The organism is Paenibacillus sp. FSL W7-1279 (genome assembly GCF_037969845.1).
Lineage (GTDB): Bacteria > Bacillota > Bacilli > Paenibacillales > Paenibacillaceae > Paenibacillus_AQ.
In genome coordinates, this window is sequence record NZ_CP150215.1 from 2,864,412 (window position 1) to 2,889,445 (window position 25,034).

Here is a 25,034-nt window from a genome sequence, read left to right on the forward strand (position 1 = left end):
CCTGTTGCATCATAGGTATTCTTTTTTGCCAACTGCTTTAAAGCGTAACGCGTAAAAAGTCCCCAGTGGGACAGGCCATGAACTTTGCTGTAACAGGTCATTTAGATAAGCCAACAGATTTTGCCAATCAATCGATTAATCCAGGAAGTACATAAGAGCAGCAGGGAGCTCTTTTTGCCAGAATCCCCAAAGGTGACGGCCGTCTTTTTCAAGATAGGATATTGTGGCACCCCGTTCTTCCAGCAACGCCTTTGTTGAACGATTCAATTCAACGAAGTTATAGACACCTGTATCGGTTGCATAGTTGTCTTCTTGCAAGCCTACAATCATATAGATGTCGAGCCAAGACAAATCCTTCTCTTCTCTGATCATATTCTGGGACTTCTCATAGAAGGCGCCGGACAAGCTGATGATTCGGGTGAAGAGATGGGGGTAACGCAAGGCCAGATGCACGGATACGCTTCCGCCAAGGGAGTCGCCGGCGAGTACTCTTTCGGCAGGCTCTTTGCGCACAGGATATTTTTGTTCGACGAAGGGAATAATCTCTTCGGCGAAGCAGGATAGGTAAGCGTCGAACCGGTTGCCGAATGGCGCGTACTCCTCGGTGCGAACTTTGGTTTTCACTTCCACGCCTACAATGATGAACGGCTCCACGCCTTCTTCGAGAATGAGCTGGTTGGCCCAAGTCGCGATGCGACCAAAATTGAAGAATTCCTCTCCATCCTGACAGTACACGACGGGATAGCTGAGAATTTCATTGTATCCGGGAGGAAGGTAGATGCGCAGCGTTCGATTCTCCTGCAGAAACTGGCTTTCAATAACTTCTTTTACGATGGTTCGCTTCAATAAACGTTCATTCGTCATCATTCGTCACCTTTTTCGGGTTAGTTTTTGAAATGCGGTAAACAATAAGTTAAAATTACCCTGACATGTTGAAGTTGGCTGCTGTTCTATGATGTTTGTCATACTGTTATAGTATTATCCACAAACTGTTATACATACAAACGTTAAGAAATGTGAAATTTTATCCCGTATTTCTTTGACGAATGGAGTAAAACAGGTGTATAATAATTCTATAACAGCGGAACTTGATATTCAAATATTTATTGAGGTGAAAAAAATGACCAAGGTTCCTTATGAAGTATATACCGAGGAAGTCGATACTCTATCTGTACTTTCCCCGGATGGCAAAATCGTAAACAAAGATCTTCTGCCTGAATTGTCAGACGATCAACTGAAAGAAATTATGTACCGTATGGTATTTACCCGTACTTGGGACGACCGTGCCGTAAATCTCGGCCGCCAAGGACGTCTCGGTTTCTATGCTCCTGTATCCGGTCAAGAAGCAACGATGGTAGGTAGCGAATTCGCGCTTGAGAAAGACGACTTTGTCTGCCCGGGCTACCGTGATATGCCGCAAATCGTATGGCATGGACTTCCGCTTTATCAAGCATTCCTCTATTCCCGCGGACATCAGCATGGCGGACAAATTCCGGAGGGTGTTAACGTATTGATGCCTCAGATCATCATTGGCGCGCAAATCTTGCATGCTATGGGTATCGCTATGGGTTACAAACTGAAGAAGCAAAAACAAGTGGTTATTACGTATACCGGTGACGGCGGCTCTTCCGAAGGCGATTTCTACGAAGGCTTGAACTATGCAGGCGTGTACAAACTGCCGGTTATCTTCTTCGTGCAAAACAACGGTTATGCCATCACGACTCCATTCTCCAAGCAGACTGCAGCATTGTCGATCGCACATAAAGCTGTAGCAGCTGGTATCAAGGGTGTTAAGGTTGACGGCATGGACGTCCTCGCTGTGATCAAGGCCGTTCGTGATGCTGCAGAACGCGGCCGCAATGGCGAAGGCGCAACGCTTATCGAAGCTGTGACATACCGTTTCCGTCCGCATTCCCTGTCTGACGACGCTTCGAAATATCGTACGAAGGAAGAAGAGGGCGAGTGGAACGAGAAGGATCCGATCGCACGTCTTGCGAAGTACCTGGAAGCAAAAGGCCTCTGGACAGAGGAAGATACAGCTCGCGTGAAAGAAGAAGCGAAAGCGAAAGTCAACGAGCAAATTAAAAAAGCAGAACAAACGGAAAAAATGACAGTACCTGGTTTGATCGACAGCATGTTCGAGCAAACGCCGAAGCATCTGGAAGAGCAGAAAGCTGATTTCCAATAAAAATGACGGCCGATGATTGTCAAAGGTTTGATCCTGGATAATCATCTGGTTTTGTCATGGCGGCATCAGGTCGGTTTTTGAACGTTTTGACATCGATATATACACTGGAATTTTTAGTGAACTGTATTTCTTAAGGAGGAAATGAAGCAATGGCACAAATGAACATGAAAGAAGCGATTCGCGACGCCATGCGCGTTGAATTGAGCCGTGACCCTAACGTTGTCATCTTCGGTGAAGACGTAGGTAATGTCGGCGGTGTTTTCCGGGTAACGGAAGGCCTTCAAAAAGAATTCGGGGAAGAGCGCGTATTCGATACACCGCTGGCTGAGTCCGCTATTGGCGGTTTGGCGGTAGGTCTCGGTATTCAAGGCTTCCGTCCGATCGCTGAAATTCAATTCGTTGGATTTATCTTTGAAGCGCTCGACCAAATCGTCGTTCAAGCAGCGCGTATGCGTTACCGTTCCGGTGGACGTTACAACTCCCCGATCGTATTCCGTACGCCATTCGGCGGCGGGGTTAAAGCGGCTGAGCTGCACACCGATGCACTCGAAGGTTTGATCACGCAAACCCCGGGTATTAAAGTTGTAGTACCTTCCAATCCTTATGATGCAAAAGGACTCATGATCGCAGCAATTCGCGACAATGACCCTGTGTTCTTCATGGAGCACTTGAACCTGTATCATGCGTTCCGCGCTGAAGTTCCTGAAGGTGATTACACGGTTGAGCTTGGTAAAGCTAACGTGGTTCGCGAAGGAACCGACGTAACGATTATCGCTTACGGTTTGATGGTTCATACCGCAACGAAAGCGGCGGACGAACTTGAGAAGAACGGAATCAAAGCGGAAATCATCGACTTGCGCACGATCTCTCCAATCGACATCGATACCGTGCTTGCTTCGGTTAAGAAAACCAACCGTGCCATCGTGGTCCAAGAAGCGCAAAAGTCTGCAGGCGTAGCCGCAGAAGTTATCGCTCAAATCAACGAGAAAGCGATTCTGCACCTGGAAGCTCCAGTGCTTCGCGTGACTCCGCCGGATACCGTGTATCCATTCGCGCAAATCGAGGACACTTGGTTGCCTACTCCAGCACGTATCGTGGATGCCGTCAATAAAGTAATGAATTTCTAATAGCAGCAATTTCTAGGGAGGTTTTTCAGTTGGCAAAATTTGAATATCGTTTTCCAGAGCTGGGTGAAGGTCTGCATGAAGGTGAAATCATCAAAATGCATATCAAGCCAGGCGACAAAGTAACAGACGACGACATCATCATGGAAGTACAGAACGACAAGGCGGTCGTAGAAGTTCCTTGTCCCGTGAACGGTACGGTTCAAGAAGTTTTTGCCAAGGATGGTCAAGTATGCCGTGTCGGTGAAGTGGTAGCTATCATCGATGCTGAAGGCGACATTCCTGAGCAAGAGGCTCCTGCTGAAGAGCAGTCTGCGCAAGAAGCTGACGCAGCTAAAGGCAGCGCGGATACAACTTCTTCCCCGGCTCAAGATGCACCGGCTGACGCTAAACAAGGCGGAAACGGTGGAGCAGCAGCACCAGCAGCACCTAATCGTGAAGTTCTGGCTACTCCTAGCGTGCGTAAATTCGCGCGTGAGCAAGGCGTAGACATTGCACAAGTGCAAGGCTCTGGCAACAACGGTAAAGTGACTCGCGAAGATGTTGAAGCCTTCAAGAACGGTGGAGGCCAAGCAGCAGCTCCAGCGCAAGAAGCGGCTTCCGAAGCGAAAGCAGCTCCTGCAGCAGCATCCACAGCGGTGGATACTCGTGCAGAAGAAGAGCGCGTACCATTCAAAGGTATCCGTAAAGCGATCTCGAACGCTATGGTTAAATCGGCTTACACAGCTCCTCACGTTACGATCATGGACGAAGTGGACGTAACCGAGCTGGTAGCGTTCCGTACCCGCATGAAACCGATCGCGGAGAAGAAAGGCACGAAAGTTACGTATCTGCCATTCATCGTTAAAGCACTCGTTGCGGCTAGCCGTCAGTTCCCGGCATTGAATGCGATGATCGACGAAGAAGCGAACGAAATCGTGTACAAAAAATACTACAACATCGGTATCGCTACGGATACAGACAACGGTCTGATCGTACCGGTTATCAAAGATGCGGATCGTAAGAGCATTTGGATGATCGCTGACAGCATCCGTGATCTGGCTGCTCGCGGCCGTGAAGGCAAACTGTCTCCTAACGAAATGAAGGGCAGCACGATTTCCATCACGAACATCGGATCCGCAGGCGGTATGTTCTTTACGCCAATCATTAACTTCCCAGAGGTTGCTATTCTCGGTACCGGCCGCATCAGCGAAAAGGCGGTTGTGAAGAACGGCGAGATTGTAGCAGCACCTGTTATGGCATTGTCCTTGAGCTTTGACCACCGTATCATCGACGGCGCAACGGCTCAAAACTTTATGAACTATATTAAACAACTGCTCGCTAACCCTGAGCTGCTTGTTATGGAGGTGTAACTAATGGTAGTTGGAGATGCTTCTTTAGATATTGATACTCTAGTCATTGGTGCTGGTCCTGGTGGTTATGTGGCGGCGATTCGTGCCGCCCAACTGGGTCAAAAGGTTCTGATCGTTGATAAATCGGAACTCGGCGGTGTTTGCTTGAACCGTGGTTGTATTCCTTCCAAGGCTTTGATCGCTGCAGCTCATCAGTTCGAGTCCGCTAAGCATGCCGATGCATTCGGTATTTCCGTGGAGAACGTAACGGTTGATTTCGCGAAAACACAGGAATTCAAAAACGGCGTTGTCAAAAAAATGACTGGCGGCGTAGCCGGTTTGCTGAAAGGCAACAAAGTGGAAGTTTTCAACGGCGAGTGCATGTTCATCAACGAAAACGAAGCGCGTGTATTCAATGATCATGAATCACCGCGTTACCGCTTCAAGAACTGCATCATTGCTACAGGTTCCCGTCCAATCGAACTGAAGCCATTCCCGTTTGGCGGACGCATCCTGTCTTCTACCGAAGCATTGAACCTGCCTGAGGTACCGAAGAGCATGATCGTAATCGGTGGCGGCTACATCGGTGCCGAGCTTGGTCAAATGTACTCCAAATTCGGTTCGAAAGTAACGATCATCGAAGGTCTGGACAGCGTTTTGGCTGGCTTTGACAAAGACATGACAAGCCTCGTTACGAAAAACATGAAGAAAACCGGTATCGAAATTATCACAGGTGCTAAAGCTGAAAGTGCCGAGCAAAACGATAAAGAAGTTACCGTGAAATACTCCGTGAATGGCGAAACCAAAGAAGTAACAGCAGATTACCTGCTGGTTACGGTTGGCCGTCGTCCGAACACGGATGGAGAGCTTGGCCTTGATCTGATCGGCCTCGATATGGATGAGCGCGGATTCGTGAAAGTCGACCATCAAGGACGCACAAGCATTCCTCATATCTTCGCGATCGGGGATATCGTATCCGGTCTGGCGCTTGCACACAAAGCTTCCTACGAAGGTAAAGTGGCTGCTGAGGCCATTTCCGGAATGCCGTCCGTCGTGGATTACAAATGTATTCCAGCCGTTGTGTTTACGGATCCAGAATGCTCCAGCGTAGGTTACACCGAAGCTCAAGCGAAGGAAAAAGGCCATAAAGTGAAAGCAGGCAAATTCCCTTACGCAGGTAACGGACGTTCCGTATCCTTGAACCATCCGGAAGGCTTCGTGAAGATCGTAGCTGAAGAAGGAACAGGACTTATTCTCGGAGCGCAAATCGTAGGTCTGGAAGCTTCCAACCTGATTGCAGAGCTCGGTCTTGCTATTGAGATGGGCGCTACGCTTGAAGATGTAGCCTTGACCATCCATGCGCATCCGACGCTTGGCGAAATCGTAATGGAAGCTGCGGAATTGGTTATGGGTCATCCGATCCACATCATCGCCCGTTAATCCAAACGACGTTCGTTTTTTCGAGTCATTATATATTCGGCCAGGAGGCAGAGAACGCGCAGGCGGTTTTCTGCCTCCTGTTTTTTTATGTGGATGCCGCAAGCGATATCCGGCCTCTTTCGGCAGGGTTATTTTAAGCATCCCAATCATTCCACGAACATGGTAGACTGTTGATATGAGATTCTAGTGAGGTGACTATACATGAAACAATACTTGGAGCTGCTGCAAGACATTCTTGATCATGGCGTAGAGAAAGGGGACCGCACGGGGACGGGAACGTTATCCGTATTTGGAAGACAGCTGCGGTTTGACCTTTCTAAAGGCTTTCCTCTGATGACAACCAAGCGGATTCACTTAAAATCGGTGATACACGAGCTTCTGTGGTTCTTAAGCGGGGAGACGAATATCCGGTATCTAAAAGAGAACGGCGTGCGGATATGGGACGAATGGGCAGATGAGAACGGCGATTTGGGACCGGTCTACGGCTCGCAGTGGCGAGCGTGGGAAACGCCGGATGGACGCCATATCGACCAGATTGCCAACGTCATCGATTCGATTAAAAACAATCCCGACTCCCGGCGGCATATCGTCAGTGCCTGGAACGTGGCAGAGATCGACAACATGAAGCTGCCTCCATGCCATTTTGTATTCCAATTCTACGTGGCGGGCGGGAAGCTCTCCTGCATGCTTACCATGCGTTCCGTGGACAGCTTCCTCGGGCTGCCGTTCAACATTGCGAGTTATGCACTGCTTACCCATATGGTTGCCCAGCAGTGCGGCCTGGAGCCAGGTGAATTCATCTGGTCCGGTGGCGACGTCCATATCTATTCCAATCATATGGAACAGGTCAGAACGCAGCTTGAACGCGAGCCTTATGAGCTGCCGAAGCTGGTCATCAAGCGCAAGCCGGAGAGCATCTTTGATTATACATTCGAAGATTTTGAATTTGAGGGTTACCAGTATCATCCAACCATTAAAGCGACCGTAGCTGTGTAAATAAACAAGTGGTACCGATATTCGGCGCAATCCATTTGTACAAGGAAGGAGTGACGGTGTAATGATATCGATGATTTGGGCAATGGGCAAGGACCAGGTAATCGGGCTGAACGGCACCATGCCGTGGCGATTGCCGCGTGATATGGCCTTCTTCAAGGAGACGACCCTGCACAAAACGATTCTGATGGGGCGCAAGACCTGGGAGTCCTTTGGCAGCAAACCTCTGCCTCACCGAAAGAATATCGTGCTGACGAGAGACCGAAGTTTCACGCTGACGGACGATCAGGGCATCGTGATCCATGATATAGATGAAGCCCTTCCCTACGCGGAGAACGCAGAGCTGATGGTGATCGGCGGATCCCAGATTTATGAATTGATGCTTCCGAAAGCGGATCGGTTGTACTGCACGTTTATTGATGAAACTTTTGAAGGGGATACGTTCTTCCCTGAAGTGAACTGGGACGAATGGAAAATTATCGAAGAAGTTCCCGGCATAACGGATGAAAAAAACCCGTATGCCTACCGGTTTGTTACGTTCGAACGAAAATAAAGAGCTTGATGACGAGCTTTGAAGGGATAGACATACTCCAATCCATCCATGTTGACAATGTTTTGTTAGTAGGATAATACAAATGATCATGCATATAGTCCATTTAACAGGAGAAAAGCGAAATGCTACTATATTTTTAATGTTTATACAAATCGCTGCTTAAATAGCCGCTAATCATGGGGATTCATGCTCTGATAAAAAATTTTTTAGCATAAATAGAAAAAATAAATCAGACTGAAACCTGTTTCTTGGGTCATCTGAAGATCGATGTCGGATGATTTATGATATGATAAATTGTACATGGTAACCAGCATGGATAGAACGGATGGGGGTAAAGCAGTATGTCTACACCAACAGGATTTATGGAATATCAGCGCCAGCTTCCGGCAGATCGGAGCCCGGCCGAACGAGTTAAAGACTGGGAAGAGTTTCATAAACATTTAGAAGAAGAAGAGCTCCAGACCCAGGGAGCACGCTGCATGGACTGCGGTACGCCATACTGCCATACAGGAATCGATATGCTCGGCGGCACTTTGGGCTGCCCGATTCATAATCTGATTCCGGAATGGAACAATCTTGTATACCGGGGCTTGTGGAGAGAAGCCTTGGAGCGTCTCCACAAAACAAACAACTTCCCTGAGTTTACCGGACGCGTATGTCCTGCTCCTTGTGAGGGTTCCTGCACCGTCGGTTTGATTGGGGAGCCGGTCACGATAAAATCCATCGAGCAAGCGATCATCGACAAGGGCTTTGAAGAAGGCTGGGTCGTTCCCGAGCCGCCGGCGAAGCGTACGGGACGCCGCGTAGCCGTTGTCGGTTCTGGTCCGGCAGGGCTGGCTGCGGCTGCTCAATTGAACAAAGCAGGCCATTCCGTAACCGTCTATGAACGTGCCGACCGTATCGGCGGATTGTTGACTTACGGGATTCCATCCATGAAGCTGGACAAGGGTATTGTTCAGCGCCGTGTAGATCTGCTCGCAGCTGAAGGCGTCGAATTCGTTGTCAACACCGAGATCGGCAAAGACATTCCCGCCAAGCAGCTGATGGAAGACTATGATGCCGTCGTACTGTGCGGCGGTGCAACAAAACCGCGTGAATTCAATATTGAGGGAAGTGACCTCAAGGGCATTCATTATGCGATGGACTATCTGAACGGAACCATCAAGAGCCTGCTGGATTCGGGTCTCGAGGATGGCAACTACTTGTCGGCAAAAGACAAGGACGTTATTGTCATCGGCGGCGGTGACACCGGCTCTGACTGCGTCGCAACAGCGCTTCGCCACGGCTGCAGCAGTGTTACCCAGTTCGGCACGCATAAACAGGCTCCGCTGCAGCGTGATCCGATTGCGAACCCTTGGCCGCAGTTCCCGAACGTGTACACGCTCGATTATGCACACGAGGAAGCCAAAGCGCTGTTTGGCAGCGATCCACGCGAATTCTCCATTATGACCACGAAATTTGTCGGGGATGAAGAGGGCAATCTGAAGGAGCTTCATACCGTTCAAATCGAGCGTATTGTAGACGAAACCGGCCGTAAAGTGTATCAACCGATTCCGGGCACGGAGAAAGTATTTCCTGCTCAAATGGCGTTCATCGCCATCGGTTTTGACGGACCGGAGCATACGCTGGTCGAGCAGCTTGGACTTGAAACGGATCGCCGTTCCAATGTGAAAGCGCCGTATGGCAAATATACGACCAATGTAGATAAAGTATTTGCCGCCGGAGACATGCGTCGCGGACAAAGCCTCGTGGTATGGGCGATCAACGAAGGCCGCGAGGTAGCGCGCGAGGTAGACAAATATTTGATGGGTGCGACCGTACTGGTTTAATCCTTCTCCTAAATATGCTATCATATGAATAGTAGTTAAAAGGACTTCGCGAGAGCGAAGTCCTTTTTGGAGTTAGCCACCGCGCCATGGTTACTCATCGGGGAGGAGAATGTCATTTGAAAACGTTGGTCATTGCCGAAAAGCCGGATATGGGACGGAACATCGCTGCGGTCATCGAGCCGCGGGCCAAGAATAACCGTACATATCTTGAAGGTGAGCAATACATCATAACTTGGGCTATCGGACATCTGGTTGGGCTGGCGGAGCCGGATGCATATGATCCGAAGTACAAACGCTGGAATTTACGGGACCTGCCCATCATTCCGGAGCAATTCATAATCATCCCGAATCCGAAAACCAAGGATCAGCTGAAGGTCATTGGAGAGGTCGCCAAGCGCTGCAGCCATATCGTAAACGCATGTGATGCGGGACGAGAAGGACAATATATTTTCGCTCTTATCCAACAACAATTAAAATTGAAACAACCTGTAAAAAGACTATGGATTTCGGATTTAACGGCGGAAAGCATCGCCCGTGGGTTTGCGGAGCTGAAGGATGGGGTTGAATTCGAGAATTTAACGCAGGCTGCGCGCGCACGCAGTGAAGCCGATTGGTTGATCGGCATGAATGCTTCGCGTGCCTTTACGACCCGCCATCAGACTTTACTGTCGGTTGGGCGGGTCCAGACGCCGGTTCTGGCTCTGATCTATGACCGGCAGAAGGAAATTGAAGCCTTTGAGTCGCAAACGTTCTACGACGTGAAGGCCGTGTTCAAGCAAGAGCAGCTGGAGTATACCGGAACATGGCAGGGAGAGCGGCTGACCTCGCAAGAGAAAGCAGAGACGATTGCAGCCAAGGTTAATGGGAAGAATGGGCTCATCACCAAATATGAAGTCAAAGAAACGAAAGAATATCCGTTTAAATTGTATGATTTGACCCTTCTTCAGCGAGAAGCCAATGCCAAATACGGATACTCTGCCAAAAAAACGCTGGATCTTGCGCAAGCATTGTATGAGCGTCACAAGGTCATTTCATATCCGCGTACCAACTCCAATTACGTGAATGAACAGAATATCGAAGGCATGCACAAGGCACTTCACATGTTGAAATCGACCTCCTATGCATCGATGGCGGAAGGAGCGGATCCTAGCCGGGTGCACATAAACAATAAAGCGGTTTGTAATCCGCAGCGGGTTGAGGATCACCATGCCATCTTGCCGACGTTAAAGCGTCCGGGCACGCTCAGCAAGGAAGAGCAGCATATTTACGATCTGGTCATCATCCGGTTTCTCTCGCATTTTTACCCGCCGGCCATGTACAAGCAGCATACGGTGCTTACCGAGGTCGAGGGCGAAACGTTCAAGACGGGAATTAAGGAACTGCTGTCGCTTGGCTGGAAGGTGCTGATTGCCCAGGATAAAGAGCAGAAGAAAGCCAAGTCTTCCAAGAAGGGAAAAGAGGACGAGGAAGAGGAGACCCAGGAATGGAACGACCGTTCCTTTGATCTGTCCCCGGATGAGCCGGTGCACTGCAAGAAATCCGAAGTGAAAGAAAAGGCAACGCAGCCGCCTAAGAGTTATACGGAAGGAACGCTGCTGAAGGCGATGGAAAGTGCCGGAAAATCCATCGAGGATGAAGCGCTTCGGGATGCGATGAAAGACAGCGGGCTTGGAACGCCGGCTACCCGTGCAGCGACCATTGAACGCTTGAAGAAGGTCGGATACATTACGATGCAGGGCAAAAGAATCACGGTTACCCAAAAAGGGAGGACGGCGGTGGAGCTGATCCGTCATGCAGGCGTAGAATTACTTGCTTCGCCTGAGATGACGGGCCAATGGGAACGGCGCCTTCACCAAATATCCAAGGGCGAGGCTTCCGCCGACGTGTTCATGCAAAACGTGCAGAAGTTTACCATTTCGATCATCAATAAGGTATCCTCGCAGCGTCCCGCGCCTTCGTCGCTTTTCGGTGGAGATGAGGACAAGTCCAAAGGAAGAGGGAAGCGAAGCACGGGAAAAGCTGCCGCAGCCCCACGCGACAAGGAAGAACGAGCGGCTAAGCGGATTCCGAAATCCAATGCCGCTGCTTCAAACGATACGTCGTCCGTACGTTCTTCATTAGGCCGATGCCCTAGACCCGGATGTGAAGGGCATATTATTGAAGGGCGCAAAGGCTATGGCTGCGCAAATTTTAAAACCGGCTGCAGCTATGTCATCTGGAAGGAATTTGCCGGTAAACAGGTTTCGCATGCGATGCTGAAATCCTTGCTGCTGCAAGGCAAGACCCAGGTATTATCCTTTAAAAACGAGGACGGCAGCACGTATAAAGGCAGAATTGTCCTAGCTGCTGAAGGGAACGGAAAGCTTGCTGTTCAGGCAGAGGACTCGAGTGAAGCCGTGAAATCGTGAAACGGCACTGTTAAATAAAAAAACCGAGCCAACCAGGGTTACCACCCTTGATCGGCTCGGTTTATTTTGATTAATCTAAATGCTCTTCAATGACTTCGGGCACTTCGGTCAGCGCCGATACGGTATATAACACGTTATGAGGCTCCTGCTTCAGCTCGACCAGGTTATATTGCCATTCGCGCTGCTGTTTGATATAGATGCTGTTGATGCCGGCCGTCAGCGCCGGAACGACATCGGTGCGAAGTGAGTTGCCGATCATCCAGGTATCGGAGCGGGAGAATGTCCCCATCGTGAGGATTTCTTCCAACGCCGCAATATTTTTATGCTGGCGAATGTAGATTCGGTCTTTGAAGTAATCGGCCAGCTTCATCTGTTCGATTTTCCGCTTCTGAATCCGGGTCTCGCCTCCTGTGTAGAGATGGAGACAATGGCCATCCTGCTGGAGATTCTCGAGCGTCTCAACCATGCCGGGGTAGGCTTCGATTTCCTGCTCATATACACTGAGTCCTAATTCGTAGAGAAGCTCTTCTTCCTTGGGCGAGCTTTCTCTTCCATGAATACCGCCGAAATAATGATACGTATCGATAAGGGATTGCGGGAAGTTCGCACTTGCAAATCCCAGCTTATCTATGCCGGCTACGTCGACCTCCATCTGCTTGGCTCGGACTTCTTCGGTAGTCAAGCCAACATGTTGAAACCATTCGGTCATCCACTCGAAGTAATCGCCAAGAATCAGATCGAAATATTTGTTGCAATGTATTAATGTGTCATCCATGTCGAAGATAATATGCTGCGATGTTTTACTCATGGTTCACTCCTTCTTACTATGAAAGTCGAATGTATGACTCCAGGAACATCTGAAGTTCGGCAGCCCCATCCGGTCGCAGGCTGAATCTTTCGTTATTCTCGGATTTCAGATGGGAGCGCAGCAAGCCGGCTGCCCTCAAAATCATCAGATGGTGCATCAATTCCTCATAAGGCTGACCCAACTCGGAAGCCATTTCGGACACGGCCTTCGGTTCATCGGCAATATATCGCAGGAGACGCAGGCGTTCCGGGTCCGCAAGAGCCTCGGTCATGCGGAGGAGAACGACGGGCGGCTCATCTTCCTCTTCTTCCGGGACATCGATCGGATACTGCAGCAGGAGTACGTTCTCATAGAAGCAATAGGTATTGATCGGCCGGAAATGCGTGCCCGGGAACAAGACTACGTTCTCCTGGGGCACGTCGTCGAGTATAACGCCGCTAGAAGCGTATTCGATTAAATTTTCGTCGTCCATTTTCGGAAGGAGCATTCGCTTCTCTTCGGCATCTTCTTCCAGGAGCTGGTACAGTTCAGGCTCCACTTCCGAGAAGTAGTGCTCATGCCACAACTTCATCAACGGTGTGTAGTTTTCTCGAATTCTAGATGTTTCATCCAGCGAGAGGGACGGCAAGTGCGGCAGCAGCAGGTCATGCAGCTCTTCCACGGCGGAAGATTCGACCCAATTCAGAAAATCCGGGATTTCAATGTGCTCTCCCCGAAGCATGATCAAGGCGTATAACACATCATAATCCGCTAGTGGCCATGAACGGGCTCGACTGAACTGGACACGAACAGGTTGAGGTAATCGCTCGTCCATCTCCGTTATCAGCTGTTTTCCGATATCCAGGTTATCGGTCCATTTCCTTGTTGCATATATCATGAAGCTGCCCAGCAGCTCGTAGACCATAGATACATCGATACTGACTTTATATTTCATTAACGGATACCCTCCCAATTGATGGCATTGTTATTATTATGGCTTGTATGGATTGGGCTTGTCCACTATAATGTTCATCTGACTGTTTAAATTCATCGTTTTTTCACATTAGAGGAGGACTATATTTCAGTGACAGAAGCTGTAACCCCCCGTCAGGGGAGAACTCATTATTTCATTTTAATTGCCGTCGTGGTTGCGGCTGGTTTAAGCCAGGGACTGTTATTGCCGGTGCTGGCTATTTTTTTGGAACGGATGGGCATTTCATCCTCCATGAACGGATTGAACGCGGCGGCCTTATATGTAGGCTCATTTGCGATGACGCTTGTTGCGGAAAGACTTCTCGGCTGGGTCGGTTTCAAAAAACTGATCATTTCGGGACTGGTCCTGGTGATGCTGTCACTGGTCGCCTTTCCGCTGATTCCGAGCGTGGCCGTCTGGTTTGTCCTGCGCGTGCTTGTGGGTATTGGGGACAGCGCACTTCATTATGCGGCACAGCTATGGGTGCTGATGATGTCAACGGCGAAGAACCGGGGGCGAAGCATATCCTTTTACGGCATGTCCTACGGTTTGGGATTCAGTATAGGACCGCTGGGCATTCCGCTGCTAAAGTATGGCGAAGCGGTACCGTTTATAATTCTGGCGGTGCTGTTCTTGTTCATTCTGCTGGTCGTGCTCTTTAAACTTCCGAACCTGAAGCCGGAAAAAAGCGAGAACGGGGAGCAGCAGCCGGCTGGACGATATCTCAAAAGCTACCGCCTGGCCTGGTTTGCATTGATTCCCGCGTTTCTCTACGGCTATATGGAAGCAGGAATTAACAGCAACTTCCCGGTCTACGGTTTAAGAAGCGGATTTACATTGGGCGAAATATCAGCATTGCTTCCTTTTGTCGGCATCGGCGGTCTGGTGTTGCAGCTTCCGCTCGGCATTTGGAGTGATAAATTCGGCCGCAAACGGGTGCTGGCGATTGCCGGTATTGTGGGCGGATGCTGTTTCTTGCTCATTCCCGTGGCGGGAACGAATTTCTGGGCAACCTTAATATTGCTAACGCTGGCCGGCGGACTGGTTGGTTCCTTCTTCTCGCTTGGTTTGGCTTATGCGGCGGATATCCTTCCCAGAGTGCTGCTGCCGGCTGCCAACGTCGTAGCTTCCTTCCATTTTAATGCGGGCAGCATAGCAGGTCCGAATGCCGGGGGCGCCATCATGGAAACGGGGTGGAACGGGGGGATCTTCGTTCTGCTTGGAGGATTGTATATTCTGTTTGCGTGTACGGGATTATGGTTTAAAGTCAAAACTGCATCAACACAGGGATAGAACATCTGTTCTCATGGCAATTGCTTTCGCTTTCTTCTAAACTAGAGAGTAGGAATATGCACTTGACGGGGAGAGACGATAACATGATTAAAGTGGATCGGCTGAAGAAAACGATGGGTCCTGAACGCACACCGGTGTTAAAGGATATCACTTTTCAGATGGAGCACGGGGAAATGATCGGTCTGATCGGTGCTAGCGGAAGCGGGAAAAGCTTGTTAATGAGCTGTCTATCCATGCAGCAAAAATGGGACGGCGGCAAATTAACGATTGATGGCGAAGATATGATGAATCCTGCGGGAAAACGGAGAATTCGCCGGGAATGGGCTTATCTTGAGCAGAACCCGTCCTTGAATGTTAATCGAACGGCACTTAAGAATGTATTGATCGGACAATCCAGCCAGACACCGCTATGGCGAATGGTAACCGGGATGGTCCGATCTGATGATTATATGGGAGCTATGGATACGATTGAGCACCTTGGGTTGTTGGACAAGGCCAAACGAAAGGCCGGCGAGTTAAGCGGCGGAGAGAAGCAGCGGATAGCTATTGCCCGCGCACTTGTGCATGGTGCCAAGGTGATTTTGGCGGACGAGCCGGTCACGGGACTTGATCCAGCTTCGGCCGAGCATGTATTGAAGACACTTAAAACCTTGTGCGAGGAAGAACGTTTAACCGTATTTACCGTGATACCCTTGGAGCTGGCCGAGAAGTATTGCACCCGGATCATGGGTCTATCCGGCGGAGAGCTGGCCGTGGATGTGACCGGAAGACGTTTAACCCATGGCGAGAAGTCAAGACTGTAATTATCGATCACCAAAAACGCCAGGTGAATGAATAGAAATGAGTTGATACTTATTGAAATATAGAGTGATGCAAGCCCTTTTGGCAGGCTTGTTATTATTGATCATAAGCGGCTGTACGTTTATTCAGGAGGACCCGGTCTCCTTAATGAAGAAACCGGATTTGCCGACGGATAAAGCGACGTTGAATGGCGCCATCCAATCTGCGCTTCTGAAGAATAAGCTGGAAGGCTCCATTGTCCGGCCGCGAAGTGACGTGGATAGCAGTTCCATCCGTATTCATGACTTGGACAATGACGGAATTATGGAAGCTGTCGTCTTCTATCAGACGCCGGACGATGAAGTGAAAATCCATGGCATGATTATGCAGCAGCAAGGCGATACATGGGTGAAGAAGCTTGATTTCGACGGAGAAGGGACGGTATTGGAGTCTTTTGATTTCGTCGATTTTACGAATGACGGCAAGGTCGACATCGTAGCCGGCTTCTCCCGCGGAGACGAGAATCTTCAGAACCTGCTGGCCGTGTATTCATTCTCAGGGGATTCACTCGAAAAAATACCGGCTTTGCCATATTCGAACTTTAATATCGGAGATATGAACGGTGATAAGATCAACGATATTACGGTTGTCTATCTTCAGCAGAAGGAGCTCTCATATATCAGCACCTATCAATACGACAAATTCGAAGATGCCTTTGTCGAGCTGAACAAGCTGGATCTGGGACCCAATATCGAAAGTTATTACAATGTTGTAGCAGGTAAAGTGGCCAAGGACAAAGAAGGTATCATCTTGGACGCTTCGGTTGTGTCTAACTCTTCTTATTCCAAGCTCATCATTATGGAGGATAACGAGTTTATTGACGTCCTCCAGGATGAATTGCTTACCTATAAGGAACTGCCTGTTGAGAGCGAAGATGTGAATGATGACGGTATTCTAGAGTTTGGTGTTCTTACAAGACCAAGCGGCTGGGAAGATCGGCTTATCCTGGATGAGATCCCGTTCTTCACCACGTACTTCCAGTGGGACGGAGAAGTACGGGAGAGCAATGAAAAAGAAGGGCTTCAATTCGTACTCCAGCGGTACTACGATATGAACAATCGCTTCTATCTGGACTTTCCGCCCGACATGTACAATAAGATTACCATCACACCGGAATCCAATAAAAATGCTTATTTAAACTTTGTCATGACCGACACGGGAGAGTCCGTTGCCGAGATTAAATTCTTTTCAACGGCCCAGTGGGGGAAAGCTGAATCCGATTGGGATATTTTGGTGAAGGAGAAGAACCGCGTCATTGCTTATCGCAGTCATGGCGATCTGAAATTGAGTAAAAAAGATAAAAAGCCAAACAGCAATAATGTGGCTCCTATCGAAAGAAAGGGGAACTAGACCTTGAGTAAAGTGCTCATATTAGAAGATGAAGAATCTATCCGCAGTTTTATCGTAATTAATCTGAAACGAAACGGCTTTGACGTCCTGGAGACTGGGGATGGCAACGAAGCCCTTCGTTTGCTGCAAACGACGCCAGATATCGATATCGCCTTGCTTGATGTCATGGTACCAGGGATTGACGGATTTGAAGTTTGCCGCAGAATTCGGGAAACGAACGAGCGGATCGGTATTATTTTCCTGACGGCAAAAGTTCAGGAGCAGGATAAAGTGTATGCCCTCTCCGTCGGGGCCGATGACCACGTAAGCAAACCGTTCAGTCCGACGGAGTTAATCGCTAGACTGCAATCTCTACTGCGGAGGGTGAATGTCCAGCGTGCGGGAACCGCCAAGGTATCGTTTCAATCAGGTCCCTTTACGCTGGATCTGATCTCCAAGCAGTTTAAGAAGAACGGGCAGCCGGTGGAACTGACGCCTACTGAATTTTCACTGGTGCAGTTTTTCCTGGAGAAAGAAAACACGCCGCTTAGTCGTGATGTGCTGCTCGATCATGTATGGGGCAAAGAATATATGGGTGACCCCAAAATCGTGGACGTGAACATTCGGAGATTACGCCAAAAAATCGAAGGCAATCCTTCCGAGCCGGAATACCTCCAGACGGTATGGGGACACGGCTATAAATGGAAGGGTCAGGGACAATGATCATCAAAAAAGGCATTCGGCGGCAAATCGTGCTGCACTACTTCCTGGTAGTGTTCATCGCCTTGCTGCTGATTGAGGTTATATTTCTAATCGCTTTACGATCGTATTATTACGATACGGTATACAATCATATTGTGAATCATATAAATACCGCCAACGCTTTTTATCAGCCCTTCCGATTGACGTCAACGGACAACGTCAACCAGCTGAGTGAGATGATTCGTCATTTTGAATTGTATACAACGGAGCTTCAAATTTTGAATCCGGGTGGTCAAGTTCTCTCCACATCCACCGGTTTCGAAATCGAGCAGACCATCAAGACCAGTGATGTCACCCAAGCGCTTGCAGGCAATACGGGCCATTGGATTGGCAAGCAGCAAGGTACGGGGCAGATCGTAATGGCTGTATCTCAATCCGTTTCGAACGGATTTGAGAAAACGTACATTCTTCGCTATGTGACTTCGCTTGAGTTCATTAACGACAAGCTAATGAAAATCACGCTGTTTGCCGTCAGCATCGGTGGGGCCGTGCTAGCGCTCGTGCTTGCCTTCAGCATCGGGCTGGCCAACTCCATCGTAAAGCCGCTCAACAACATTACCACGGTATCGGCGCAGATGGCCAAGGGCAGGTTTAACGTGAGAATCAAAGGCGATTATAAATACGAGCTTGGTGAGCTGTCGTCAACCCTGAACTACATGGCGCAGGAGATTGTACGAAGCAATCAGGTAAAGGATGATTTTGTTTCATCCATTTCGCATGAGCTGCGGACTCCGCTCACAAGCATTAAGGGCTGGAGTGAAACGCTCGACTCCGGTGGCTATGATCCGGAAGAAACGAAGATCGGGATGCAGATTATTTCTAAGGAAACCGATCGTTTGATCGGTCTTGTTGAAGAGTTGCTCGACTTCTCCAAGCTCCAGCAGAATGAGATGAAACTTGTGAAGGGTATCGTGAATTTACGGGAGCTTCTGCAAGAGATTATGCTCAATCTGTGGACAAAGGCCGAGAAGAGGGGCATCCAGATCAAACTGGAGTCCGACGAAAAACCGATTATCTATGGGGACGCCAACCGGTTGAAACAGGTGTTTCTGAACATTGTGGACAACGCGGTTAAATTCTCGCATGAGAACGGAGTGATCAACCTGTCCTTCGCTATGGAAGACAAGTTTGTTATCGTAACCGTGGAAGATCACGGTATTGGCATATCGGACGAACATCTCCGGCGGGTAAAGGACCGGTTCTTCCAGGTTAATCCGCTTAACGGGGGAACGGGACTGGGCCTTGCGATTACGCAGCAGCTCATTGAGCTCCATGGGGGCACGATGGAGATGGAAAGCGAGCTCGGGCACGGAACGTCTGTTATTGTCAAGCTGCCGCTGCCTGAAGGGAAAATACCGATGGCCGGCGGATTAGAGAACGGTGAGGATGACGTAGCCGGACCGACCGTATAAGCTTTGCCGGGTTACCGGCAAAGCTTTTTCTTAAGATTAACTGTAAGCATAGGCTCCACTTTGTGGGGTAATGTGTATTGTATTCGGGTCTCGCAAAGTATTTGGCACAAGTTTCGAAGCATAGATAGACTCCACTTTGTGGGGCTGTTTAAAAGGGAGAGTGCAGAAGTGGGATACACAGCAGCAACGTTTTCTACGGAGCAAGGTCTGTTTGAATTAAAGGCGGCTGAAGCAGAACAGGCAGGGGAAATGCTGTCGCTTCTCAAGGAAGCGGCGGAGGTAATGGAGCAGCAAGGGCGCAAGCAGTGGAGTCCATCGCTCTTTTCCTTGGACTTGATGGAGCAGTACCTGGCGGAGCGTGAAGTGTTCATCCTATGGCATAGAGACATGGCCGTCGGCATGTTTACGTTACAGTATGGGGATCCAGCCTATTGGGGAGATCGGGACGATCCGGCCTATGGTTATTTGCATCGGCTGACCGTACGCGCTTCCTATCGGGGACTGGAGCTGGGAACAAAGATGATTTCTTTTGCGGAATCGTATTTGTTATCCAAGGGTAAACAGGGTTTCAGACTGGATTGCGTATCCCATCTGCCAACGCTGAATCAATTTTATCAGCGCCAAGGATTTCTGTTCGTGGCTAAGCAGGATATGGGTGGTCGCTTCGTGAATTTATATGAGAAGAGGTTTATGTAATAATTTTACCGTGTTACCAATCTATGTCGCATGCGCTTAAGACACAGTCAGCAGGGCACGATACATGAGAAAAGCGATCCGTGACGGATCGCTTTTTTGTATAAAAGTCTGAAGGATTTATCTCAGAGCTAATATTCTGTTGAAGAAACTCGTTTAAGATGAAGAGACATTCGCCCGCAAGCGTCCTTTTTCGTATACATCCTGAAGCAGTCGGGACGGTTGGGTACGAATGGTTGGTTTCGGAAGCACGGTCTCGTAAGGTCCAACGACCACAACGTTGCCAGGGGCTCCTTTCACAATCGCTCCATCCTTGATGATCGCTCCCTCGCCAATAATAGCATGCTCGATATGGACACCTTTGCCGATTTTGGCATTCGGCATGACCACACTGTCCTTGACGATGGAGTATTTACCGATCTCCGCACCGCAAAATATGACGGAGCTCTTGGCTTTTCCTTCGAAGGTGCATTGGTCATGAATCAAGCAGTCCGTGTGTTCCGCATTGCGTGTCCGCGCTGCCGAAAGTTTGGTCTTCCATGCACGGGTATACATGGGCCAATCGGATCTCTCCAGAACGAGCTCGTTTTGGCTAAGCACATCCATGTGGGCTTCCCAGAGGCTCTCTACGGTGCCCACATCGCGCCAGTAGCCCTGGAAGCGAAACGCAAGCAGCGACTCTTCTCCGGACAGCATCTTCGGGATGACATCCTTCCCGAAGTCATGGCTGGAGTTTGGATCAGCCGCATCCTCAATGAGGTGCTGCTTCAGATAGTCCCAACGGAACAAATAAATGCCCATTGAGGCAAGGTTGCTTTGCGGTTCTGCCGGCTTTTCGGCAAATTGGGTGATATTGAGATTGTCATCAACGCTCATGACGCCGAACCGGCTGGCGTCTTCCCATGGCACTTCCATCACGGAGATCGTGGCAGGAGCCGCTTGTTTCATGTGAGCTTCAAGCATTTCGCGGTAATCCATCTGGTAAATATGGTCCCCGGATAGAATGAGGACGTGTTCGGGATTTTGATCATCGATGTATGGAATGTTTTTATAAATGGCGTCTGCTGTACCCAAGTATCCATCTTGGTGTGTACTGTTGGATGGAAGCAGAGCAATGCCTTCGCGTCCTGTATGTGTTAGTCCCCAGGGTTCACCTTCACCGATATGTTCGTGTAATGATTCTGCCTCATATTGTGTAAGTACTCCAACCGTATCGATTCCGGAGTTCACACAATTGCTGAGAGGAAAATCGATTATACGATAATGTCCGCCAAAAGGAACGGCGGGTTTTGCCAGCTTGGACGTAAGGGGAGCTAATCGTTTACCCTCTCCACCGGCCAGAAGCATAGCAATACAGTCTTTTCTCTTCATCACGTTTCCCTCCCAATGTATTTTCACGTTGTACATTACATAAACGACATTCCCGGGGTTTGAAACGATTATATTGAAAAAGTAAAATGAAAATTACAAAATTATTTTTCAGGGACATTTTTTATTTTCAACATGGTTAGAATGGGGTAATAGCACTAATAATATGGATTTTTAAGAAAAAGCGGGTGACGATGATTGAACCAAGCAGTTAGGGAAGGAAACATGACTCCGGAACAATTGTATTTATTTCATGAAGGAACCTGGTATCACAGTTACCAATGCATGGGCGCACACCGTGCAACTGAAGATGGAGAAGAAGGCGTGCGGTTTACGGTATGGGCTCCAAATGCAAGGCAGGTGGGTCTTGCCGGAGACTGGAACGGCTGGGACGGTTCCCAAGACACGTTATATAGGATACCCGATTCGGGAATTTGGAGTCGGTTTTTCCCTGGGATGCAGACTGGAACTTATTACAAATATCATATCACCGGACCGTATGGAGAAACGTTCTTGAAGGCCGATCCATACGCGTTTCAAGCCGAAGTTCGACCTGCAACGGCATCGGTTGTGACCGATCTCTCTGGATATCATTGGCAAGATGCTGCATGGAAAAGAAAGAACAAATCCCCTTACACCAAGCCGATGAACATATATGAAATGCATTTTGGAACCTGGCGGCAAAAGGCGGACGGCTCGTTCTATACATACCGCGAACTGGCTGGCCTACTGATTCCTTACTTGGTGGAGATGTGTTATACCCATGTGGAATTCATGCCCTTGGCTGAGCATCCGTATGACCTTTCATGGGGGTATCAGGGAACCGGATTCTTTGCGCTGACCAGCAGATACGGAAGTCCCCATGATTTCATGTATCTTGTTGATCAGCTGCATCAAGCAGGTATCGGCGTGCTGCTCGACTGGGTGCCCGCACATTTTGCCAAGGATGCCCACGGGCTTCGGCTGTTTGACGGGGCGCCTCTTTATGAGTACGCAGATCCGCAAAAAGCAGAGAAACCGGGCTGGGGAACATTGTCTTTCGATTATGCCAAGCCAGAGGTGATTTCATTCCTCATCTCCAATGCCTTATTTTGGATGGATATGTATCATATTGATGGTCTTCGTGTTGACGCCGTGACAAGCATGATCCGGCTGGATTTTGAAAAGCGAGAAGGTCAGTACAGCCTTAATGCGCATGGTGGGGTGGAAAATCTTGAAGCGATATCCTTTCTGCAGGAATTGAATAAAGCCGTGTTTCGGTATTACCCGAATGCCTTGATGATGGCCGAGGAATCCAGCGCATGGGCAGGGGTTACCGCACCCGTGCACGAGGGAGGTCTCGGGTTTAATTACAAATGGAATATGGGCTGGATGAATGACACGCTGTCCTATGTGGAGCAAGAATTCGATCAGCGGCCTACCCATCATAATTTACTAACATTTCCCATTTGTTATGCCTATTCAGAGAATTTTACATTACCGCTGTCCCACGATGAAGTAGTTCATGGGAAGAAATCACTGCTTAATAAAATGCCGGGGAGTTATGAACAGAAGTTTGCGGGACTCCGGATTTTGCTCGGATATCAGATCACCCAGCCCGGCAAGAAGCTGCTGTTTATGGGGGGCGAGTTCGGCCAGTTCATTGAATGGAAGGATCAGGAGCAGCTGGATTGGCTGCTGCTGGACTACGAAAGCCACCGGAAGCAGCTGGCTTATACGTCAGCGTTAAACCGCATGTATGTGGAGGAGAAGGCGCTATGGGAGCAGGATCACAGATGGGAAGGCTTTGAGTGGCTTAGCGCCGATGATCATGAGCAAAGTGTCCTATCGTACATGAGAGTGGGCGCAAAACCTGGTGATACACTGATCATCGTCATTAATTTTCAGCCCCGGGCATATGACCAATATCGGATCGGCTTACCGAGATCGGGGCAGTACGTGGAAATATTGAATTCCGATCACACCGATTATGGCGGCTCCGGACTGGTCAATAACGAAGTCATGAAAGCGGAGAAAATGGTCTGGCATGGCCAAACATACAGCCTGGAGATCAAGCTGCCTCCGCTGAGTATGGTGGTATTAAAGAAAAAGCCACGTTCCAGAAAGCCGCGGGCTCAAGAGGACGTTTCACTGAAGGCGGCAAAAGTAAAAGAAAAGACGGCACGAAAAACCAAGCGAAATCAAAGGGGGAAGCAGGATTGAAATTGTTATTTGCAGCCTCAGAGTGTGGACCGTACATCAAAACAGGCGGATTGGCGGATGTGATCGCTGCTTTGCCTAAATCCCTTCATGGCATGGGCGAGGATATTCGGGTGGTTCTGCCCAAATATAGGGGAATTCCTGAGGACTACCGGGAGCGCATGGCGCATGTAGGGGAAACCCGGGTTCGGGTAGGCTGGCGCGAGCAGTATTGCGGCATCGAGTCCCTGGTTGAGGACGGGGTCACGATCTATTTCATAGATAATGAATATTATTTTGGCCGCGACGGCATTTACGGCTACATGGACGATGGCGAACGCTTTTCGTTCTTCAACCGTGCCGTCCTTGAGCTATTGCCGGTTATCGACTTTCAGCCGGACGTGCTTCACTGCCATGATTGGCATACGGCCATGATTCCGCTTCTCCTTGAAGATGTCTACCGTCATGATCCCTACTATGCGGGAATCCGAACCGTATTTACAATCCACAATTTGTTGTATCAAGGTGTGTTTCCGTACGAGGTGCTGGTCGATCTGCTTGGAATCCACAGCCGCCATTTTACAGCGGAAGGCGTGGAATATTACGGAAACGTAAATTTCATGAAAGCGGGCATCGTCTATGCAGACCATGTAACGACGGTAAGCCCGACTTATGCCTCGGAGATTCAGACCGGTTATTACGGATACGGCCTCGACGGGCTTTTGTCAGCCCAAGGTTCGAGATTAAGCGGTATCGTGAATGGCATTGATACCAAGAGCTACAACCCGGCGACCGATCCGCATATCGCGATGAAGTACCGGAGCGGTCTGAATAAGAAAACGCAGAACAAAATTGCCTTGCAGGAAGAGTTGAATCTTCCCGTGGCACCGCATATTCCGTTGATGTCCATGGTGACGCGGCTGGTCGATTCGAAGGGACTCGATCTGGTCATTCGGATTCTGGATGAGCTGCTCTACTACGATGAGATTCAATTTGTTGTCCTGGGAACGGGGGACCCTTCTTATGAACATTGGTTCCGGGAAGCGGCGAATCGGTATCCCAATAAAATGTCGGCCCAGATTCGCTTTAATGAACCGTTATCTCGGCGCTTCTACGCTGGCAGCGACCTGTTCCTGATGCCTTCCAAATTTGAACCGTGCGGTATCAGCCAACTCATCGCCATGCGGTACGGCAGTGTGCCGATTGTCCGCGAAACAGGCGGACTGAATGATACAGTTCATGCATACAACGAATATACGGGGGAAGGGAACGGATTCTCCTTTAAGGATTACAATGCGCATGATATGATGAACACGATCCGGCGCGCGACCGCTATTTACCGCCAGCCTGAGCACTGGCGTAAAGTGAGCAAGAATGCGTTGGGCGGAGATTACAGCTGGAACGTTTCGGCCAAGGAATATCAGGAGATCTACCAGCAAATCACCAAATCTCATGCTTAAAAACGGCAACAAGACACAGGGGTGCAAAGGATAGCTGAATAACGCTGCTATCCTTGCACCCCTATGCTCGTTA

At 49.3% G+C, this 25,034-nt stretch carries 20 protein-coding genes; 16 read left to right on the top strand and 4 right to left on the bottom strand.

Annotation, left to right across the window (positions count from 1 at the left end; translation table 11 throughout):
- Positions 1–135: 135 nt before the first annotated feature.
- Complete coding sequence (locus MKY82_RS12705; RefSeq protein ID WP_339296668.1) at positions 136–864, bottom strand: alpha/beta hydrolase-fold protein; 729 nt, start codon at positions 862–864, stop codon at positions 136–138.
- A 256-nt stretch (positions 865–1,120) separates the two neighbouring features.
- Here MKY82_RS12705 and pdhA point away from each other — a divergent pair, with 256 nt between their 5' ends.
- The 8 genes from pdhA to MKY82_RS12745 all read left to right on the top strand — a co-directional run bounded on the left by pdhA (position 1,121) and on the right by MKY82_RS12745 (position 11,866).
- A complete protein-coding gene (gene pdhA, locus MKY82_RS12710; RefSeq protein ID WP_113056870.1) occupies positions 1,121–2,188 on the top strand; it encodes a pyruvate dehydrogenase (acetyl-transferring) E1 component subunit alpha in 1,068 nt (355 codons plus the stop codon).
- A 149-nt stretch (positions 2,189–2,337) separates the two neighbouring features.
- Positions 2,338–3,315, top strand: coding sequence for an alpha-ketoacid dehydrogenase subunit beta (locus MKY82_RS12715; protein ID WP_071218200.1), 978 nt, complete (start codon positions 2,338–2,340; stop codon positions 3,313–3,315).
- 29 nt (positions 3,316–3,344) lie between these two features.
- Entirely contained in the window at positions 3,345–4,664 is a 1,320-nt protein-coding gene (locus MKY82_RS12720; protein WP_194542078.1) for a dihydrolipoamide acetyltransferase family protein, read from the top strand.
- A 3-nt stretch (positions 4,665–4,667) separates the two neighbouring features.
- A complete protein-coding gene (lpdA, locus tag MKY82_RS12725; RefSeq protein ID WP_009589200.1) occupies positions 4,668–6,083 on the top strand; it encodes a dihydrolipoyl dehydrogenase in 1,416 nt (471 codons plus the stop codon).
- A 201-nt stretch (positions 6,084–6,284) separates the two neighbouring features.
- Entirely contained in the window at positions 6,285–7,079 is a 795-nt protein-coding gene (gene thyA / locus MKY82_RS12730; RefSeq protein WP_071218198.1) for a thymidylate synthase, read from the top strand.
- Positions 7,080–7,140: 61 nt separating this feature from the next.
- The gene (locus MKY82_RS12735) at positions 7,141–7,629 is read left to right on the top strand and encodes a dihydrofolate reductase (RefSeq protein WP_194542079.1); all 489 of its coding nucleotides are present in this window, start codon (positions 7,141–7,143) and stop codon (positions 7,627–7,629) included.
- 341 nt (positions 7,630–7,970) lie between these two features.
- Positions 7,971–9,458, top strand: coding sequence for a glutamate synthase subunit beta (locus tag MKY82_RS12740; protein ID WP_339296207.1), 1,488 nt, complete (start codon positions 7,971–7,973; stop codon positions 9,456–9,458).
- 116 nt (positions 9,459–9,574) lie between these two features.
- Positions 9,575–11,866, top strand: a complete 2,292-nt coding sequence (locus MKY82_RS12745) for a DNA topoisomerase 3 (protein WP_339296208.1) — start codon at positions 9,575–9,577, stop codon at positions 11,864–11,866.
- A 70-nt stretch (positions 11,867–11,936) separates the two neighbouring features.
- Here the strand turns inward: MKY82_RS12745 and MKY82_RS12750 are convergent, their stop codons facing one another.
- Both MKY82_RS12750 and MKY82_RS12755 read right to left on the bottom strand, forming a co-directional pair.
- Complete coding sequence (locus MKY82_RS12750) at positions 11,937–12,674, bottom strand: HAD family hydrolase (protein ID WP_339296209.1); 738 nt, start codon at positions 12,672–12,674, stop codon at positions 11,937–11,939.
- A 16-nt stretch (positions 12,675–12,690) separates the two neighbouring features.
- Positions 12,691–13,608: a helix-turn-helix domain-containing protein gene (locus MKY82_RS12755; protein WP_194542083.1), complete on the bottom strand. Its 918-nt coding sequence runs from the start codon at positions 13,606–13,608 to the stop codon at positions 12,691–12,693.
- A 129-nt stretch (positions 13,609–13,737) separates the two neighbouring features.
- Between MKY82_RS12755 and MKY82_RS12760 the strand changes: the two genes are divergently transcribed.
- The 6 genes from MKY82_RS12760 (at position 13,738) to MKY82_RS12785 (ending at position 19,958) form a co-directional block, all read left to right on the top strand.
- Positions 13,738–14,919: an MFS transporter gene (locus tag MKY82_RS12760; RefSeq protein ID WP_194542084.1), complete on the top strand. Its 1,182-nt coding sequence runs from the start codon at positions 13,738–13,740 to the stop codon at positions 14,917–14,919.
- An 83-nt stretch (positions 14,920–15,002) separates the two neighbouring features.
- Complete coding sequence (locus MKY82_RS12765) at positions 15,003–15,722, top strand: ATP-binding cassette domain-containing protein (RefSeq protein WP_100536497.1); 720 nt, start codon at positions 15,003–15,005, stop codon at positions 15,720–15,722.
- Between the two features lie 145 nt (positions 15,723–15,867).
- A complete protein-coding gene (locus tag MKY82_RS12770) occupies positions 15,868–17,109 on the top strand; it encodes a hypothetical protein (protein ID WP_339296210.1) in 1,242 nt (413 codons plus the stop codon).
- 3 nt (positions 17,110–17,112) lie between these two features.
- Positions 17,113–17,811 (top strand): response regulator transcription factor, encoded by a 699-nt coding sequence (locus tag MKY82_RS12775; protein ID WP_076321185.1) that lies wholly within the window; start codon positions 17,113–17,115, stop codon positions 17,809–17,811.
- Positions 17,808–19,262 carry a HAMP domain-containing sensor histidine kinase gene (locus tag MKY82_RS12780; RefSeq protein WP_194542085.1) on the top strand — a complete coding sequence of 485 codons (1,455 nt, stop codon included), beginning with the start codon at positions 17,808–17,810 and terminating at the stop codon, positions 19,260–19,262. Before MKY82_RS12775 ends, MKY82_RS12780 begins: the two co-directional genes overlap by 4 nt.
- Positions 19,263–19,430: 168 nt before the next feature.
- Positions 19,431–19,958, top strand: coding sequence for a GNAT family N-acetyltransferase (locus MKY82_RS12785; RefSeq protein ID WP_220685735.1), 528 nt, complete (start codon positions 19,431–19,433; stop codon positions 19,956–19,958).
- Positions 19,959–20,111: 153 nt separating this feature from the next.
- Here MKY82_RS12785 and MKY82_RS12790 read toward each other — a convergent pair whose 3' ends face one another.
- Positions 20,112–21,326, bottom strand: a complete 1,215-nt coding sequence (locus MKY82_RS12790) for a glucose-1-phosphate adenylyltransferase (protein ID WP_194542087.1) — start codon at positions 21,324–21,326, stop codon at positions 20,112–20,114.
- A 222-nt stretch (positions 21,327–21,548) separates the two neighbouring features.
- Here MKY82_RS12790 and glgB point away from each other — a divergent pair, with 222 nt between their 5' ends.
- Together glgB and glgA are read left to right on the top strand one after the other, a co-directional pair.
- Positions 21,549–23,525, top strand: coding sequence for a 1,4-alpha-glucan branching protein GlgB (gene glgB, locus MKY82_RS12795; RefSeq protein ID WP_194542088.1), 1,977 nt, complete (start codon positions 21,549–21,551; stop codon positions 23,523–23,525).
- Positions 23,522–24,961, top strand: coding sequence for a glycogen synthase GlgA (gene glgA, locus MKY82_RS12800; protein ID WP_339296211.1), 1,440 nt, complete (start codon positions 23,522–23,524; stop codon positions 24,959–24,961). Before glgB ends, glgA begins: the two co-directional genes overlap by 4 nt.
- The last annotated feature ends 73 nt before the right edge of the window (positions 24,962–25,034 follow it).

What these genes read in the sequence shown, in the direction of transcription:
- MKY82_RS12715 (WP_071218200.1), top strand. Translation starts at nt 2,338, where the DNA reads ATGGCACAAATGAACATGAAAGAAGCGATTCGCGACGCCATGCGCGTT.
- MKY82_RS12735 (WP_194542079.1), top strand. Translation starts at nt 7,141, where the DNA reads ATGATATCGATGATTTGGGCAATGGGCAAGGACCAGGTAATCGGGCTG.
- MKY82_RS12740 (WP_339296207.1), top strand. Translation starts at nt 7,971, where the DNA reads ATGTCTACACCAACAGGATTTATGGAATATCAGCGCCAGCTTCCGGCA.
- lpdA (WP_009589200.1), top strand. Translation starts at nt 4,668, where the DNA reads ATGGTAGTTGGAGATGCTTCTTTAGATATTGATACTCTAGTCATTGGT.
- glgB (WP_194542088.1), top strand. Translation starts at nt 21,549, where the DNA reads ATGACTCCGGAACAATTGTATTTATTTCATGAAGGAACCTGGTATCAC.
- MKY82_RS12765 (WP_100536497.1), top strand. Translation starts at nt 15,003, where the DNA reads ATGATTAAAGTGGATCGGCTGAAGAAAACGATGGGTCCTGAACGCACA.
- MKY82_RS12750 (WP_339296209.1), bottom strand. Translation starts at nt 12,674, where the DNA reads ATGAGTAAAACATCGCAGCATATTATCTTCGACATGGATGACACATTA.
- pdhA (WP_113056870.1), top strand. Translation starts at nt 1,121, where the DNA reads ATGACCAAGGTTCCTTATGAAGTATATACCGAGGAAGTCGATACTCTA.
- MKY82_RS12755 (WP_194542083.1), bottom strand. Translation starts at nt 13,608, where the DNA reads ATGAAATATAAAGTCAGTATCGATGTATCTATGGTCTACGAGCTGCTG.
- MKY82_RS12770 (WP_339296210.1), top strand. Translation starts at nt 15,868, where the DNA reads ATGAAGAAACCGGATTTGCCGACGGATAAAGCGACGTTGAATGGCGCC.
- MKY82_RS12780 (WP_194542085.1), top strand. Translation starts at nt 17,808, where the DNA reads ATGATCATCAAAAAAGGCATTCGGCGGCAAATCGTGCTGCACTACTTC.
- thyA (WP_071218198.1), top strand. Translation starts at nt 6,285, where the DNA reads ATGAAACAATACTTGGAGCTGCTGCAAGACATTCTTGATCATGGCGTA.
- MKY82_RS12790 (WP_194542087.1), bottom strand. Translation starts at nt 21,326, where the DNA reads ATGAAGAGAAAAGACTGTATTGCTATGCTTCTGGCCGGTGGAGAGGGT.
- MKY82_RS12705 (WP_339296668.1), bottom strand. Translation starts at nt 864, where the DNA reads ATGACGAATGAACGTTTATTGAAGCGAACCATCGTAAAAGAAGTTATT.